This is a genomic window from Grimontia kaedaensis, from assembly GCF_023746615.1.
GTDB classification, from domain to species: domain Bacteria; phylum Pseudomonadota; class Gammaproteobacteria; order Enterobacterales; family Vibrionaceae; genus Enterovibrio; species Enterovibrio kaedaensis.
Genome location: NZ_CP082275.1, coordinates 598,318 through 614,431, shown reverse-complemented (window position 1 = coordinate 614,431; position 16,114 = coordinate 598,318). Strand labels below are relative to the sequence as shown.

Here is a 16,114-nt window from a genome sequence, read left to right as displayed (position 1 = left end):
AGGAAAGGGGAAAAATGAGCGCGGATACGCTTTACGTAGACAAAGAGTTAAGTTGGCTGTCTTTTAACGAAAGGGTACTTCAGGAAGCTGCAGACAAAAACGTTCCTATCATCGAACGTGTGCGATTTCTCGGTATCTTTTCCAGCAATTTGGATGAGTTCTATCAAGTCCGTTTTGCTGACGTAAAGCGCCGTATCCTGATCAACGAGGAGCAAGGTGGCGACAGTAAAGCCAAGGAGCTCCTCAGCAAAATTCAGGATAAAGTCCTCAAACTCAACCAGGATTTCGACCACCTTTATAACGACATTCTTCTCGAGATGGCACGCCGCCATATCTTTCTGGTTAATGAGCGACAATTAACGGAATACCAGCAAAACTGGCTTAAAAGACATTTCGTCAGTAATCTGCTTCCGCACATCACCCCTATCATTCTCACTGACGACATGGACGTGCTCTCTTTCCTGAAAGATGCGTACTCTTACCTTGCCGTCGAAATGAAAAAAGAGGGACAACCATCCCGTTACGCTCTTATCGAGATCCCAACGGACGAAATAGAGCGCTTTATCAAGGTGCCGGAGCCGAAAGGCAAACGCCGCCGCAAGACCATCATTCTGCTCGATAACATCATTCGCTTGTGTCTTGACGAGATTTTTAGTGGCTTCTTTGATTACGACAGTGTCGAAGCCTATGCCATGAAAATGACCCGTGACGCGGAATATGACCTGACTAACGAGGTTGACCACAGCCTGTTAGAGAATATGTCCGACAGTCTGGACCAGCGTTTAACGGCTCTGCCAGTGCGTTTCGTATACCAACGCGACATGCCGCAGGATATGGTGAAACATATCCTAGACATGCTGAAAATTTCGGATTATGACAGTGTGCTGCCAGGGGCGCGTTACCATAACTTCAAAGACTTTATCGGTTTCCCGAATGTCGGGATGAAGTATCTGGAAAACCCTGCGCTACCGCCGATTGAGTCTGCCGACTTCACCACCAACGCCAATGCATTTGATGCTATTCGTCAGCGAGATGTCTTGCTCTATTACCCATACCACACCTTCCGCCACATGACGGAACTGGTGCGTCAGGCTTCCTTTGATCCGAAAGTTCGCAGCATTCGCATCAATATTTATCGCGTAGCGAAAAATAGCCGCATCATCAACTCCATGATTGATGCCGCCAACAACGGCAAACGCGTCACCGTCGTGGTTGAACTTCAGGCTCGCTTTGATGAAGAAGCTAATATTGAGTGGGCGCGTGTGCTGACTGATGCAGGCGTAAAAGTGGTCTTTGGTACGCCGGGTCTGAAAATTCACTCCAAGCTTTGCCTTATCACCCGTCGTGAAGAAGACGGATTACGTGAATACGCCCATATAGGTACCGGTAATTTCCACGAGAAAACGGCGCGCATCTATACCGACTTCTCCTTGTTTACCGCTGATAAATCCATCACATCAGAAGTACGTAAGGTGTTCAATTTTATTGAGAATCCGTACAAGCCAGTGAAGTTTTCTCACCTGATTGTGTCGCCACGTAACTCACGCTCACGAATCTATCGCCTGATTGAGCGTGAAATCGAGCATGCCAAGAACCGTCGTAAATCGGGCATCACTCTTAAGGTCAACAATCTGGTCGATAAAGGATTAGTGGACTTGCTCTATAAAGCGAGCAATGAAGGCGTGAAAATTCGCATCATCGTGCGTGGTATGTGTTCGCTTATCCCAGGTGTGAGAGGTCTTAGCCACAACATCAAAGCCATCAGTATTGTTGATCGGTTCCTCGAACATCCCCGCGTTTTCACCTTTGAAAATGGCGGTGATCGAGATGTCTATATTTCATCAGCAGATTGGATGACCCGTAACATCGATAACCGTATCGAGGTGGGTGCGCCTATCAAAGATGAGCGCCTGAAACAGCGCATCATGGATATCCTTGAGCTTCAATTTGCAGACCGCGCCAAAGCGCGTGTGATTGATAAAGACATGTCCAACGCTTACGTGAAACGCGGAAATCGCAAAAAAGTACGTTCACAAATCGAAATTTACGATTACCTTAAACAAGTAGAACGTACAGAAAAACGGCAAGCGAGCAAACAAAAGAATGAATGACACTACCCCGGCTGAGAAGCCAAGGGAAATTGCAGCAATAGATTTAGGTTCCAACAGCTTCCATATGGTCGTTGCCCGCGTCGTCGGGCAAGGCCTTCAAATCATCAGCCGCCACAAACAGCGTGTGCGGCTGGCATCTGGACTCGACGACTACCTCAACCTCGATAATGCCGCTATCAACCGCGGTGTGGAATGTTTGGCCATGTTCGCCGAGCGCCTTCAAGGCTTCGATGAAGCAAACGTCCGCGTTGCAGCAACCTTTACCCTGCGTGAAGCGAAAAACAGCCATATCTTTGTGCAGCGGGCGCGCAATGTCTTCCCCTATCCGATAGAGATCATCCCTGGCGTGGAAGAAGCCCGTTTGATTTACCTTGGTGTTAGCCACACCCAGCCAGGTGATGGCCGAAAATTGGTGGTAGACATTGGTGGGGGCAGCACTGAGCTTGTTATTGGCAAAGGTTTTAGTCCGACACTCACCAACAGTAAACATATGGGTTGTGTCAGCTATAACCATCGCTTTTTCAAAGATGGACAAATTTCTATCAAGCGCTTTGCTCAAGCCCAGCTCGCGGCAGAGCTGAAGTTAGAAAGCATCGCAAAACAGTACAAGGATTGTGGCTGGGGAGAAGCCGTAGGTTCCTCTGGCACCATCAAAGCTATTCGTGAAGTCTTGATTGCCAGTGGGCACGACGATGGCATCATCACCCGTAAGCGGTTGGATGGCTTAATTGAACAGGTACTGCAGGTGAAGTCGGCCAGCGAGCTGAAACTGCCCGGATTAACCGAAGACAGACAACCTGTATTTGCCGCGGGTCTTGCGATTCTCTCCGGCGTGTTTCACGCACTGAGCATTGAGAAGATGGTGTATTCAGATGGCGCGCTTCGTGAAGGCCTTTTGTACGAAATGGAAGACCGTTTCCAACAAAGCGATATACGGATCCGCACCGCAGCAGACCTCGCAGAGCGCTATCATATCGACAGGCAACACGCAGAAAACGTCCAGCAAACTGCAGAGAGTTTTTATCTCCAGGCAGAGCCAAAACTTGGCACAAAAAAAGCCGAACTTGCCATATTGCTAAGCTGGGCAGCGCTGCTGCACGAAGTTGGATTAAGCATCTCGCACTCCGGTTTCCACAAACACTCGGCGTATATTCTGCAAAACACCAATCTACCCGGCTTTAACCAAGAGCAGCAAACCGTGCTGGCAACCCTCACCCGCTTCCACCGTAAAGCCTTGAAGCTTGATGAAATGCCTGAGTTCACTCTGTTCAAAGCCAAGCAAATTTATCCGCTTATCCGCTCTTTAAGGTTGGCTTGCGTGCTGAATGTGCAGCGCAGTAGTGAACCCATGCCCAAGGTAAAGCTCGACGCTAAGGATGACAGTTGGTCACTCACGTTTCCTGAGAACTGGCTAAGCCAGAACAAGTTATTGGCTGCCGACTTGGAAGTAGAAAAGAGCCTTTGGGATTCGGTGGGCTGGAAACTGTTGGTTAATGACTAAAACCCCCTAACCAACAACAATAAAAAACGGTGCCGAAGCACCGTTTTTTTTATTTTTCTAGTCCGAGCAGGATTAGCTGCTGTTCAATCAATTCATCCGGAAGCGGCACAAAGCCTTCCGCTCCCACCAAAGCCTGCCCCTGACGGGAAAGAATCAGCTTAACGAATTCCGCTTCCATTCTCGGCAAAGGCTTATCCGGTACCTTGTTCACGTAAACAAACAGGTAACGTGAGAGCGGATAAACACCGGAGATGACATTATCGACGGTGGCATAAACCTGCTCGCCCTCGACATCCAGTGGCAGCATCTTCGCCCCCGCTGTGCGATAGCCCACCCCAGCATATCCAACCGCATTGAGTGATGAGCTTACCGATTGCACCACAGAAGCAGAGCCCGGTTGCTCATTCACATCCGGGCGAAAATCGCCATCGCAAAGCGCCTGATCTTTGAAAAAGCCATAAGTGCCCGACACCGAGTTGCGGCCAAACAGCTGAATATTTCGCTTTTCCCAGCTTCCCGGAAGACCGAGCTGTCCCCATTTATCAATCCGCTCGTTGGAACCACAACGCAGCGTTTTGGAAAACAAGGCATCAACCTGCGTCATGTTCAGTACATCAATCGGGTTGTCCTGATGAACAAATATCGCCATCGCATCAATCGCGACTTTAATCGCCGTTGGCGGATAGCCATACTTTCGTTCAAACAGTTCAATTTCGCGCGGGCGCATTTCCCGACTCATGGTGCCAAACTGCGCCGTTGCTTCAATCAACGCTGGCACCGCAGTAGAAGAGCCCGACGTCTGGATTTGAACGTTGACGCTTGGGTAATACTTTTTGAAAAGCACGCCCCATTGAGTGACCAAATTAGCCAGAGTGTCTGAGCCAACAGTCGAGAGGTTACCGGATACATTATCTACACGGTGGTATAGAGGGAGGTGATCGTCAGCGGTAGCAGGCGCCGCCACTAATAGGAGTCCAATCAGGGTCAAAGCCCGTTTTAACATGCCAGACGCTCCGGAAGGGTGAACGAGAACGTACTACCCTGTCCCACCTTACTTTTGATTTCAAGCTCGGACTCGTGATGATTCAGCGCATGCTTCACAATGGCCAAACCGAGACCACTGCCGCCTGTTTCACGTGATCGCGCTTTATCGACGCGATAAAAGCGCTCGGTCAGTCTATCAATATGTTGGGGCGCAATACCGTCACCACTGTCGATCACTTCGAGCCTTGGGCCTTTACGTGTTTTGAACCACCGGACTTTAATTTTAGCGCTGGCTGGCGTATGTTTCACCGCGTTATACACTAGGTTAGAAATGGCGCTGCGAAGCTGATCTTCATCGCCCAACACTTGGAGCGAATGATCGATTTCAAACTCAAAGTCATGCGCCTGATCCCCACTGAGTGTCTGCGCTTCTTTTTCCAACACATCAAGCATTGCTGGCACGTCTACTTTCTGATCCAGCGCGATCTTCACGCTCGCCTCAATTTTCGACAGAGTCAGAAGCTGTTCCACCAGACCTTCCATACGAGTCAACTGCTCGGTCATCACTCCATGAGCTTTATCCCACATTGGCCCCACCAGCATTTCTGGATCTTCAGACATTTCCAGATAGCCGCGCAGTACCGTCATTGGCGTACGGAGCTCATGAGATACGTTTGCAAAGAAGTTACGGCGCATACCTTCAAGCTGTTTAAGCTGGGTAATGTCACGCACCACCATCAGATACTCACCTTCGGCATAAGGCATGGTACGAAATTCGAGGGTTTTCGATGCGTGCAAGGTCGAACGCATTTCAAACGGTTCACCCAGTTCCGCGCGGCTCAGGTACTCAATAAACTCCGGCGTACGTATCAGGTTGGCAATGTACTGACCGGCATCGTCAGGCATACGGAAGCCCAGTAGCTCCTGCGCCAGCTTGTTACACCAGACAATCGAGCCGTCATGCTCAAACACTACGACCGCATCGGGCAAAGATTCTGCACCATTGCGGAAACGGCGGATAAGATTGGCAAGCTCTTTACGACGACGACGGTTACGCTTTTGTAGACGATAGATACCGTTAAACAGCGGCGTCCAGCTTCCTGAGCCGGTTGGTGGTGTCAGGCTGCGCTCTTTCCAAAGCCAATCAGAGAGTTTGAGTTGGTGGTAGAAGTTCCACAGCAACACCAAAACCGTTGCCAATAGCAACAACCAAGGCAGACCGCCAAAGAACCAGCCTATGAGAAACCAAGGTAGATAAAAAAAAGCCAGCTCAAGAGCCAGCTTTTTCCAGGTAAGTCTTTCGACCATCAATGTCTCCACGATGCCACCCGGTGGCCTTCGGATGACCTATGAATAATGCGTTATCAGGTGCGCGTTGAGAAACGGTAGCCTGCGCCACGAACAGTTTGCACCAGTTTGTCGTGACCGTCTTCTTCCAGCGCTTTTCTTAAACGACGAATATGCACGTCAACGGTACGATCTTCAACATAAACGTTAGTGCCCCAAACGTTATTAAGAAGTTGCTCACGACTATAAACACGCTCTTGGTGGGTCATGAAAAAGTGCAACATCTTAAACTCGGTTGGACCCATTTCCAGCGGTTTTTCGTTTGAAGTCACACGGTGTGAAACAGGATCAAGCTTCAGACCATGCACATCAATCACGTCATCCAGCGACGTTGGTGATACTCGGCGCATCACGGCTTTCAGGCGCGCCATCAGCTCTTTTGGTGAGAAAGGTTTAGTGATGTAATCATCCGCGCCGACTTCCAAACCGCGAACTTTATCTTCTTCCTCGCCACGCGCTGTGAGCATCACAACTGGGATTTGGCGGGTCAGTTCATCACGCTTTAGATGTTTGATCAGGTTGATCCCCGAGCCGCCAGGCAGCATCCAGTCCATTAGGATCAGTTCAGGGTAAGGCTCGCAGATTTTTTCCAGAGCACTGTCATAATCTTCTGCTTCTACGGCCTGATAACCTTTTTGTTCCAGTACGAAACACAACATCTCGCGAATAGGTGCTTCATCTTCGACAACAAGTATCCGTCTTACCATTTTTCCATACCCAGTTAGAGTGGTTTAACTTTTTGGTCAAACAACCAGAACCTGTTTTTTTCCAGCTGTTTGGCTTATTACTTGGACGTCATTATGTGATTCTATTATGACAGTTTTGTGACCTTCCGCGAGGTTTGAAGCGGACGAAAGCCAGTGACTGCCTTTTAATCCAGACATTTACTGACTTTTTGCCAACCGATATTTTCCTCTACACAGCGAATAATGAAGCCTGTAGCCGCAAACGTGCCCACTACTGCGACACGCGGAATTTGTTATCCAGCTCACTAACACCCAAGCCAGTTTTTTTAGAAACATGGAGTTGAGTAGGAATGCGCTCTTTCATCGCTTCAATATGACTGATCACCCCGATCATCTTGCCGGAGGCATTAAGATTATCCAATGCGTCCAGCGCCACATCCAAGGTTTCACTATCCAGTGTGCCAAAGCCTTCATCGAGGAAAAGTGAGTCGATGCTGGTCTTGTGACTGACGAGATCCGATAACGCCAAAGCCAATGCCAAGCTGACAAGGAAACTCTCACCGCCCGAGAGGGTTTTAGTATCACGCTCAATATCACCCTGCCAGGTATCCAGCACGCTGAGTTCCAACCCTTCACCCTGCTTGCGGTTCAGCTGGTAACGTCCATGGATTCGGTCGAGTTGTTTGTTCGCCAGATACACTAGATTATCCAGCGTCAGCCCCTGCGCAAACTTACGGAATTTATCGCCTTTTTGTGAGCCAATCAGTGAATGCAGATACTGTATATCATCGTATTCCGCACGCAGGCGTTCGATCTCAGCAAACAGCGCCTGTTGGTTTTCTCGTCTTTGATGATCCGACGCCAAAGCATGGCTCAGCTCACCACTTCGACGCACAAGCGTATCCACGGCCTCTGATTTTGCCGTTAGCGTCAATTCCACCTCATCATGCGGAGTTTGCTTCCACACTTCTGCCTGGTCATGGGCTAGTACTTCAACCACATGCTGAAAGGCTTTCTCCAGCAGCACTTTTGCACCTTCAAGGGCATTTTCCAGCGCGCGTTTATCGGTAAGTAGCTGTTGTTTTTCTTCCTCCGGAAGCAATGCAGCCTGGAACATTTCCAGAGAATCAAAAGGCGAAGCCCCAAGACTTTCTTCCCATTGGGATGCATAACTCTGTGCCTCGGCATTCAGCGATGCCAGCGACTGAGTTTGGCTTGCCACTTCTGCCTGAATCGCGCGCAGATCGCCCAGACATTGCTGCGCAAGGGCTTGTGCTGCTTGATGGGAAGCTTCCCCTTGTTCCGTCTGAACAGCAGCGCGGCGCTTTTCCTCTTCCACCCGCTTGTCACCAAAGAGCTCAGTGCGTTTTGCTTTCGCAGCTTCAAGCTTGCCGGTTAGCGAATCAATCTTGGACTGAAGCGCGCCCAGTTGCTCAGCCAATGTATGGTGCTCTTTCATACAATTTGAAAGCTCAGCCTCAAGCAATGCCACCTCTTTGGCCAAGACTTCTTTTTGCTGCTGGTTTTGTTCCCATTTTTCGGCGTCTTGCTTTCTCGACGCCAACCACACTTGAAGCTCATCATGCTCAGGGGCTTGGTAACCACTGTCTGCGATTTGCTGGCTCAGCACGCTTTCGAGGGTCTCGAGGTAATCAAGCTTCTGGCGCTTATCAGCAGCCAGCTTCTGCGCTTCCTGTTTTTTGCTTTCAATCGTCACCGACAGAATGGAGAAGTGTTTCTCAGTGCTATCCAATGCACGGATAGCCTCATCCCAATGCTGTTTTGCCTGCTGCAGGGCTTTCTCTTGCGCTTTGAGTGCATTCAAGGTTTGGGTCAGTGCATCACACTGCTGGGTTTGCTGCTCGTTAAATGCAACATAGGCGTCACGCTGTTCGATAGTCAGAGCTAAGTTGAGTGTTACTGCCGCCTGTGCCCATTGCTCGCTAAGCGCCAATTGTTGCTGCTTACAACGCAGGAGATGCTTATCCAGCTCTTCGATGTAACGCTTCGCGGTTTCTAGCTTCATACCGGTCTCTTTGCCCGTATGCTCGAGATCTTTCAACGCCACCTCTGCTGCTGATTTTTGCTGCAGGGTTTCAGAGACGTTGAAGACAGCTCCCGACAACGCAGGATGCTCAGTGGAACCACAAAGCGGACAGGCTTCTTGTGGCTGCAATGCCGCACGATATTGCGCAAGATGTTCTTCCTGACTGACAAGCTTGGACAGTGCCTCAATCAGTTGCTTTTTGTCTTTGTATTGCTGTCGAAGTGAAGTAACTTCAAGCTCTAAGCTTTTGGCTTGTTGAGTCTGTTCCGCCAGCGTTTGGCGCTTTTCCAAGCTCTCTTTATCCAGTTCCAGCCATTGCTGCTGCCATTGGCCTAACTGGAAGTAAATGGAAAGTTGCGCATTTAGCTGCTCGCGCTGTTTATCCAGAGCGTCAACATCACCGTTTGAGGTTGCTTGCTTGAACGCATCTTGCTGGGTTTTCCAAGCGTGTTTGGCTTGTTCGCTTTGGCTAAGTGCTGCCTGTTTTTCTCTCTCGGCATTTTCCGCTTTCGCGATCTCTGCCTGCAATTGGGTATTAAGTTCGGTTTCGTATTCAGTCAGTTTGCCAATCGCATTTTGTTCTTGCGCGAACTGCTTACCCATCTGTTCCCATTGGCCAAGGTGCTGTTTAAGCTGGCCCGCAAATTGATGGGTGGTCAGGTAGGTGGAAACGGCTTCCAGAGCCTGCTTTTTGGTCTCAAGGTTCTCTGTGGTTTTTTCCTGTGATGAAGTCAGCTCAGCCTGCTTGGTTTTCAGACCCGCCTGTTGCTGCAAAAACTCTTGCAGCCGCAGAGATTGGTGTTTGATGTCGGTATCGAGCGGCAAGACCTGCTCACAAATAAGCACTTCCAGTTCACTTTGCTGGGTTTTCGCCAGTGTGAGCGCTTCTGAAGCTTTCACTAACGCCTCGTCAGCCTGCGCGCTCTTTTCTGTGTTGGCTTTCAATGCTTCCTGTTTGGTAGCCAGCAAAGCAGTCGTTGATTCCACGCTTTTCAAAGACGACTGCCAACGCTCATAAGGCATGCGAAGCTTTTCCGCTGGCTCACTGTTGGTGAGTTTATCCAGTTGTGGTTTGGCTGCCTTCCAGTTTTCTTCTGCAGTTTGTAGCTGTGCTTCGGCCTGACTTTTCTCTTGATGGCTTTTTTGGTGCTCTTTCCACCATGTCAGGTGCGCCGTGAGCTCGGTCTGTTTTTCGCGCTCACTCTTGAGCAAGGCTTCTGTTTCTTCCTGTTCTTTTTCGAGGGCTTCAAGCTCCTCGCTACTCAGCAACTGCACGCCTTTCGCTTCGGCCTCTTTCTGGCTCAAAGCCTGCTTTGCTGCGGAAAAATGCTCATGTACTTTTTCAGAAATCCGGCCATAAATTTCCGTTCCGGTCAATTCTTCCAAAAGCTCCGCGCGCTCGTTTTCTTTGGCATTCAGGAAAGCGGCAAACTCACCTTGGGAAAGCATCATAGATTTGGTAAAGCGGGCAAAGTCGAGACCCGTAACACGCTCAACCCATTCATTTTTCTGCTTCACTTGTGTGGCCAGTACCTTGTCGGTTTTCGCGTCCACCAGCTCCACATCCGCTTGCTGTAAATTACCGTCCGCTTTTCCACGGGAGCGGCGCATGCTCCAAAACGCGCGGTACGGGTGGCCTTTTACTTCGAACTCTACTTCGGCAGAACACTCCGCCGTTCCACGGGTCATGATTTCATTGCTGGAAGTAGAGATCAGCCCCAATCGTGGGGTCTGGTGATAAAGCGCCAGACAAATCGCATCAAGCAGTGTGGTTTTACCCGCGCCCGTTGCACCGGTAATGGCGAACAGGCCATTGTCTGAAAATGGTGTTTGAGTGAAATCAATCTTCCACTCGCCTTTCAGTGAGTTCAGGTTCTTAAATCGAAGGCTCAGGATTTTCATTCTTCACCCTCCGCATGCTCAACTTCCGCCACAATTTTGGTGAACTGGGTTTGGATACGTTCTTTACGCGCAAGTTCGTCCTCCCCTTCAAACACCTCGAGAGCCAATCGCTTTTGGAAAACATCATTCGGTGTCAGCTCAGACAAGGTTTCTTTCGCCTCTTGTGTCAGCGCCTGAGCTTTTGGCCCACGGGTGCGCTGAAGCTGTAATACCTCTACATTGAGCCCTTCAGTCATCAGTTGAATACGTTGTTGTAAATCAGAGAGATAGTCCTGCACAGAGACCTCGATGTGCAGCCAGACAGCTTTTGGATCATCATGTTCCAAATACTCTGAAAGCTGTACTTCTATCTCTTCCAGTGACCCTTTTAGGACACCCATAGGCTGAAAGCTCGGAACGCTGATCGGCTCGATACGCGCGCGCTGGTCGCCGTCGAATTCCACCAGCACCACCTGCTTGTTGAATTTGAGTTCATCAAAGCTCAAAGGGATCGGAGAGCCGCTGTATCGGATATGCTCTGACTTGGCGACAATCTGTGGGCGGTGGATATGCCCCAGGGCAATGTAGTCAGCAGGCGGAAAGCCATCTGCCGCAAAGCCATCGAGCGTACCAATGTAGATATCACGCACAGATTTAGATGGGCTCACGCCAAGTGCGGTTAGATGGCCCGTCGCAATGATAGGCACTTGCCAGCCGTTATCATCGCGCAACTTCACTGCTGCCTGATACAGCTCGTGGTAGTGGGATTTAATGGCATCACCAAGTGCCTGACGCTTGTCAGTGCCAGATTCACCAGCTTGACTGGTCAACACATCGCGCGGGCGCACGAAAGGCACCGCACACACAATCGCACCGATTTCGCCATCGTGGTTTTTCAACGCGATGAGTTGGCTTTGCAGATCGTCGCTGGTGTTTGCCACCACATGGGTATGCAGGCAAGCCAGCAGGGATTTGGATTCTCTGAGCGTGGAAACCGAGTCATGGTTACCGCCCAGTACCACCAACGCACAGTTGCGCTGACTGATGGAAACCACAAACTGGTTATACATCTCACGGGCGTAACTTGGCGGCGAACCTGTGTCGAAAACATCTCCAGCCACGATGACGGCATCAATCTGATTTTTATCTATTTCCTGTAAAAGCCAGTCCAGAAAAGCCTGGTGTTCCTGCTTGCGGCTTTTGGTGAAAAAGTTTTGTCCTAAATGCCAGTCTGACGTGTGGAGTATTTTCATTGAAAGGTGTGCGCCTGTTCTTGTGCTCAGTGCCTGATTGTACCGTATTTGAAGCGACATTCTCTGCCTGATGCAATACCATGTGGCCTTTGTCATTACCGGATGGATAAAGCCTCGCCATGATTTGGTTCAAGAATATTTTCACCTACCGCCTGACCCGAGACATCGACCTCGACCCGGAGCATATTGAAAAACAACTGTCTGAATTCCGCTTCACGCCTTGTGGCAGTCAGGACATGCAAAAGTTCGGCTGGACCACCGCGCTGGGCAAACACGGCGACATGATGACGCACGTCAGCGATGGCAACATTCTTATCTGTGCCCGTAAAGAAGAGAAAATGCTGCCAGCCTCAGTGATCAAAGATTCACTGACCGCCAAAGTGGACGCGATGGAAAAAGAGCAAGGCCGTCCGCTGAAGAAAAAAGAAAAAGACAGCATCAAAGATGACATCGTCATGGATCTGCTGCCACGCGCATTCAGCCGAATGAGCCAGACTTACGCACTCATCATGCCAAAAGCAGATCTGGTGCTGGTTGATGCAAGTAGTTCTAAGAAAGCAGAAGACATTCTCGCGCTGCTGCGCAAATCTCTCGGCAGCTTGCCAGTGGTGCCTGTTGAAACCAACAAGCCGGTTGAGCTGGCAATGACTGAGTGGGTTCGCTCTGGCAACGCACCAAAAGGCTTCGAAGTCGGTGAAGAAGCTGAGCTAAAAGCCATTCTGGAACAAGGTGGCGTGATCCGTTGTAAGCAGCAGGATCTATCGAGCGATGAAATTCTGGCTCACATCGAAGCAGAAAAGTTAGTGACTAAGCTGGCGATGAACTGGCAAGACCGCATTGAGCTGATGCTGTGTGATGACATGTCCATCAAACGCATCAAGTTCTCAGAAGAACTTCGCGACCAGAACGCGGATATTGACCGTGAAGATGTGGCGCAACGACTGGATGCAGACCTGTCACTGATGTGCGGTGAGCTGGGTGCTTTCCTGCCAAATCTTTATGAAGAGCTTGGCGGTGTCGACAAAGGCGAGTAATCGTCTTCACACATAGCAATAAATAGAAAACGGGGCTTAGAGCCCCGTTTTTTTATTTCTTTGGTTCGTGCTTACTTGAACTGTGCTTTCAGCATTTTCTTATCGTAAGCCGCGACAGATTTCTTAAAGTCCGTCATTTCAGCACGCGCGACAGACGTCGCCATCGGGATCTTCGCCGTCATCGGGTTCACCGCGCGGCCACGAATCAACAATTCATAGTGAATGTGCGGGCCGGTAACACGGCCACTTCGACCAGACAGCGCAATGCGTTGACCACGGGTCACGCGCTGACCTTTACGCACCAAAATCTTGCTGTTGTGCAAGTAGCGGGTTTTGTACTGGTTGCCGTGGTCAATCACCACGTATTTGCCTGCGTAAGGGTGATTACGCACCATCACCACCACACCATCACCAGTGGAAAGAACGGGTGTGCCTGTTCTTACAGCAAAGTCAGTACCGTTGTGCGGCGAAACACGGCCAGTAACCGGGTGTTTACGACGTGGGTTAAAGTGCGAACTGATGCGCTCTTTGCGATTGGTCGGATAACGCTGGAAAGCGCGTTGCAGACTCTGACCGTCTTTATCATAGTAGTTACCATCGATGTGCAGGTAAGCCGTGATGGGTCGGCCACGGCGTTCAATGCGGATCGCTTTAATTTCACGCGCACCACTCGCCTGACCATCCACAAATTGCTCCGCACGAACGACTTCAAACTTATCTCCAGCGCGAAGATCGCGGGAGAAGTTCATCTTATCTTTGAGCAGATTAGTAATCACTTCGACATCGTTGTAGCTCAGGCCCGCGCGACGCGCAGAGACCGAGAAACTGCCTTCAATATCGCCAACAGTGACAGTTTCCACCCAAGTGCCTGGAACCGACACTTCATTGAATTCATAGCTACCATCATCAAGTTGAACATATTGCACTTTAGAGGCGATATTGAACTCAAGCTCCAGTTTTTGCAGGTGTTTACCTGCTGGGTCTACCCAAAAACGCAAGGTATCGTTAGGTTGCAGGGTGTCAATGCGCAGGTGGTTGAGATCGGCTTCCATCAGCTTCAACAAATCGCTGTAGGGAATGCCAAGCTTCATGAAAATTTCGCTCAGGCTATCGCCAGTTTGAATGGTGTATTCATATGCGGGAAGGTCGACGGCGCTATCCGCCTTTACTGCATCTTCTTTTTGAATAAAAGAAGGCACAACAGATTCGGGCAGATTGAGAGGGACAATTCGGATTGGCTCTTTTTGTAGCGTGTTGATTGATACCGCTACCGTCACGAGCGACAAGCCCATCAGGCCAAGCATCGATTTAGACAGCATGCTAAATCTCTTGGTTTTCTTTTCGTACATCAGTCCAAATCTCAATGTTGCTGGTTCTTTCGCCTTTAAAAAGCCGAGAATACCCTTACAACCTACATACCTTTCCAAACTTGTGTCAAATCATTCACTAAAAATGAATGAAGACCTGAATCTTCCAAATGACAACCTTTTCTGCAAATGGTTTCCCGATCGGAACTGGCTATGTTAACAAGATCACAGTAAAATCGCCCGCTTCCCCGCACCACTTTTTGATGCGGCCTGACTTATACTCAGAATTAGTAGAAGCAATGACTATGTTTGTACCAGAACTTTTGTCCCCAGCCGGTAGCTTGAAAAACATGCGCTACGCCTTTGCCTATGGCGCTGATGCGGTATATGCCGGCCAACCTCGTTACAGCCTTCGAGTGCGTAACAATGAGTTCAACCACGAGAACCTGCAAATCGGTATCGATGAAGCGCATGCGCTTGGCAAGAAGTTCTATGTGGTGTGCAACATTCAACCGCACAACTCAAAGCTGAAAACCTTTATCCGCGACCTGAAGCCGGTGGTTGATATGGGCCCTGACGCTCTGATCATGTCTGACCCAGGTCTGATCATGATGGTACGTGAAGCATTCCCTGAGATGGCTATTCACCTCTCTGTACAGGCGAATGCGGTGAACTGGGCGACGGTTAAGTTCTGGCAAACCCAAGGTGTTGAGCGCGTGATTCTGTCGCGCGAACTTTCGCTGGAAGAAATCGAAGAAATCCGCAAAGAAGTGCCTGAAGTGGAGCTGGAAATTTTCGTTCACGGTGCACTTTGCATGGCTTACTCTGGCCGTTGTCTGCTGTCTGGCTACATCAACAAACGTGACCCTAACCAAGGCACCTGTACCAATGCATGCCGCTGGGAATACAAAACAGAGAAAGCGACGGAAGACGAAACAGGCCAAATCGTTGAGATCCAGCCTGCAGCATCGGTTCAAATCCAAGAAGCTGAAGAGCGTCCAGACAACACCCTTGGTCTCGGCAAGCCTACTGATGAAGTGGTTCTCTTGAGCGAAGCGCATCGCCCAGACGAAAAAATGGCGGCGTTTGAAGACGAGCACGGCACTTACATCATGAACTCGAAAGATCTGCGAGCGATTCAGCATGTCGACCGTCTGACTAAGATGGGCGTTCACTCGCTGAAGATCGAAGGCCGTACCAAGTCTTTCTACTACTGTGCACGTACCGCACAGGTTTACCGTAAGGCGATTGATGATGCCGTTGCAGGCAAACCGTTCGATGAAACTCTGATGACCACGCTGGAAAGCTTGGCTCACCGTGGTTATACCGAGGGCTTCCTGCGCCGTCACACCCACAACGAATACCAAAACTACGACTACGGCTACTCAGTGTCTGACAGCCAGCAGTTTGTGGGCGAATTCACCGGTAAGCGCCGCGAAGGCATGGCGGAAGTGGAAGTGAAGAACAAATTCATCACTGGTGATTCACTAGAGCTGATGACGCCGAATGGCAATGTGGTCTTCAAACTGGACGCCATGGAAAACCGCAAAGGTGAAACGATTGACGATGCGAAAGGCAACGGTCATTTCGTTTACATTCCAGTGCCGGAAGACATGGATCTGGAATTTGCGCTACTGATGCGTAACCTGACCGACGGTGCGAACACCCGTACCCCAAATGCTCCACAAGCGGTGAGTGCGTAATCGATGGCACTGCTGATCACCGAGAAGTGCATTAACTGCGATATGTGTGATCCTGAATGTCCGAATGAGGCGATTACATTCGGCGCAGAGATCTACGAAATTGATCCGGACAAATGCACGGAATGCGTGGGTCACTATGAAAAGCCAACCTGTCAGTCGGTGTGCCCTATCACCAACTGCATCATCATTGATCCTGAGCATAAGGAATCCAATGATGAGTTACTGGAAAAATTCGTCAAACTCCAGGGTTTGGTTTAAAC

General features: G+C 49.8%; 11 protein-coding genes. 5 read left to right on the top strand and 6 right to left on the bottom strand.

The genetic code is table 11. From position 1 onward, the window contains the following. Positions 1–14: 14 nt before the first annotated feature. Together ppk1 and ppx are read left to right on the top strand one after the other, a co-directional pair. Positions 15–2,111, top strand: coding sequence for a polyphosphate kinase 1 (gene ppk1 / locus K6Q96_RS03005; protein WP_251877675.1), 2,097 nt, complete (start codon positions 15–17; stop codon positions 2,109–2,111). Beyond that, positions 2,104–3,612, top strand: a complete 1,509-nt coding sequence (gene ppx, locus K6Q96_RS03000) for an exopolyphosphatase (protein WP_251877673.1) — start codon at positions 2,104–2,106, stop codon at positions 3,610–3,612. Before ppk1 ends, ppx begins: the two co-directional genes overlap by 8 nt. 49 nt (positions 3,613–3,661) lie before the next feature. Here ppx and K6Q96_RS02995 read toward each other — a convergent pair whose 3' ends face one another. The 5 genes from K6Q96_RS02995 to sbcD form a co-directional block, all read right to left on the bottom strand. Then, complete coding sequence (locus K6Q96_RS02995) at positions 3,662–4,615, bottom strand: PstS family phosphate ABC transporter substrate-binding protein (protein WP_251877671.1); 954 nt, start codon at positions 4,613–4,615, stop codon at positions 3,662–3,664. Continuing rightward, positions 4,609–5,904 carry a phosphate regulon sensor histidine kinase PhoR gene (phoR, locus tag K6Q96_RS02990; protein ID WP_251877669.1) on the bottom strand — a complete coding sequence of 432 codons (1,296 nt, stop codon included), beginning with the start codon at positions 5,902–5,904 and terminating at the stop codon, positions 4,609–4,611. Before phoR ends, K6Q96_RS02995 begins: the two co-directional genes overlap by 7 nt. 56 nt (positions 5,905–5,960) lie before the next feature. Further along, the gene (phoB, locus tag K6Q96_RS02985; protein ID WP_002535663.1) at positions 5,961–6,650 is read right to left on the bottom strand and encodes a phosphate regulon transcriptional regulator PhoB; all 690 of its coding nucleotides are present in this window, start codon (positions 6,648–6,650) and stop codon (positions 5,961–5,963) included. Positions 6,651–6,900: 250 nt separating this feature from the next. Beyond that, positions 6,901–10,578 carry an SbcC/MukB-like Walker B domain-containing protein gene (locus K6Q96_RS02980; RefSeq protein WP_251877667.1) on the bottom strand — a complete coding sequence of 1,226 codons (3,678 nt, stop codon included), beginning with the start codon at positions 10,576–10,578 and terminating at the stop codon, positions 6,901–6,903. Then, a complete protein-coding gene (gene sbcD / locus K6Q96_RS02975; RefSeq protein ID WP_251877665.1) occupies positions 10,575–11,810 on the bottom strand; it encodes an exonuclease subunit SbcD in 1,236 nt (411 codons plus the stop codon). The genes K6Q96_RS02980 and sbcD overlap by 4 nt, the downstream gene beginning before the upstream one ends. A gap of 122 nt (positions 11,811–11,932) precedes the next feature. Here sbcD and rdgC point away from each other — a divergent pair, with 122 nt between their 5' ends. Continuing rightward, the gene (rdgC, locus tag K6Q96_RS02970; protein ID WP_251879569.1) at positions 11,933–12,844 is read left to right on the top strand and encodes a recombination-associated protein RdgC; all 912 of its coding nucleotides are present in this window, start codon (positions 11,933–11,935) and stop codon (positions 12,842–12,844) included. Between the two features lie 71 nt (positions 12,845–12,915). Here rdgC and K6Q96_RS02965 read toward each other — a convergent pair whose 3' ends face one another. Continuing rightward, positions 12,916–14,193 (bottom strand): peptidoglycan DD-metalloendopeptidase family protein, encoded by a 1,278-nt coding sequence (locus K6Q96_RS02965; RefSeq protein WP_251877663.1) that lies wholly within the window; start codon positions 14,191–14,193, stop codon positions 12,916–12,918. A 263-nt stretch (positions 14,194–14,456) separates the two neighbouring features. On the opposite strand from K6Q96_RS02965, the gene trhP reads away from it, so the two are divergent. Beyond that, entirely contained in the window at positions 14,457–15,854 is a 1,398-nt protein-coding gene (trhP, locus tag K6Q96_RS02960; RefSeq protein ID WP_251877661.1) for a prephenate-dependent tRNA uridine(34) hydroxylase TrhP, read from the top strand. Between the two features lie 3 nt (positions 15,855–15,857). Continuing rightward, positions 15,858–16,112: a YfhL family 4Fe-4S dicluster ferredoxin gene (locus K6Q96_RS02955; protein ID WP_251877659.1), complete on the top strand. Its 255-nt coding sequence runs from the start codon at positions 15,858–15,860 to the stop codon at positions 16,110–16,112. Positions 16,113–16,114: the final 2 nt, after the last annotated feature.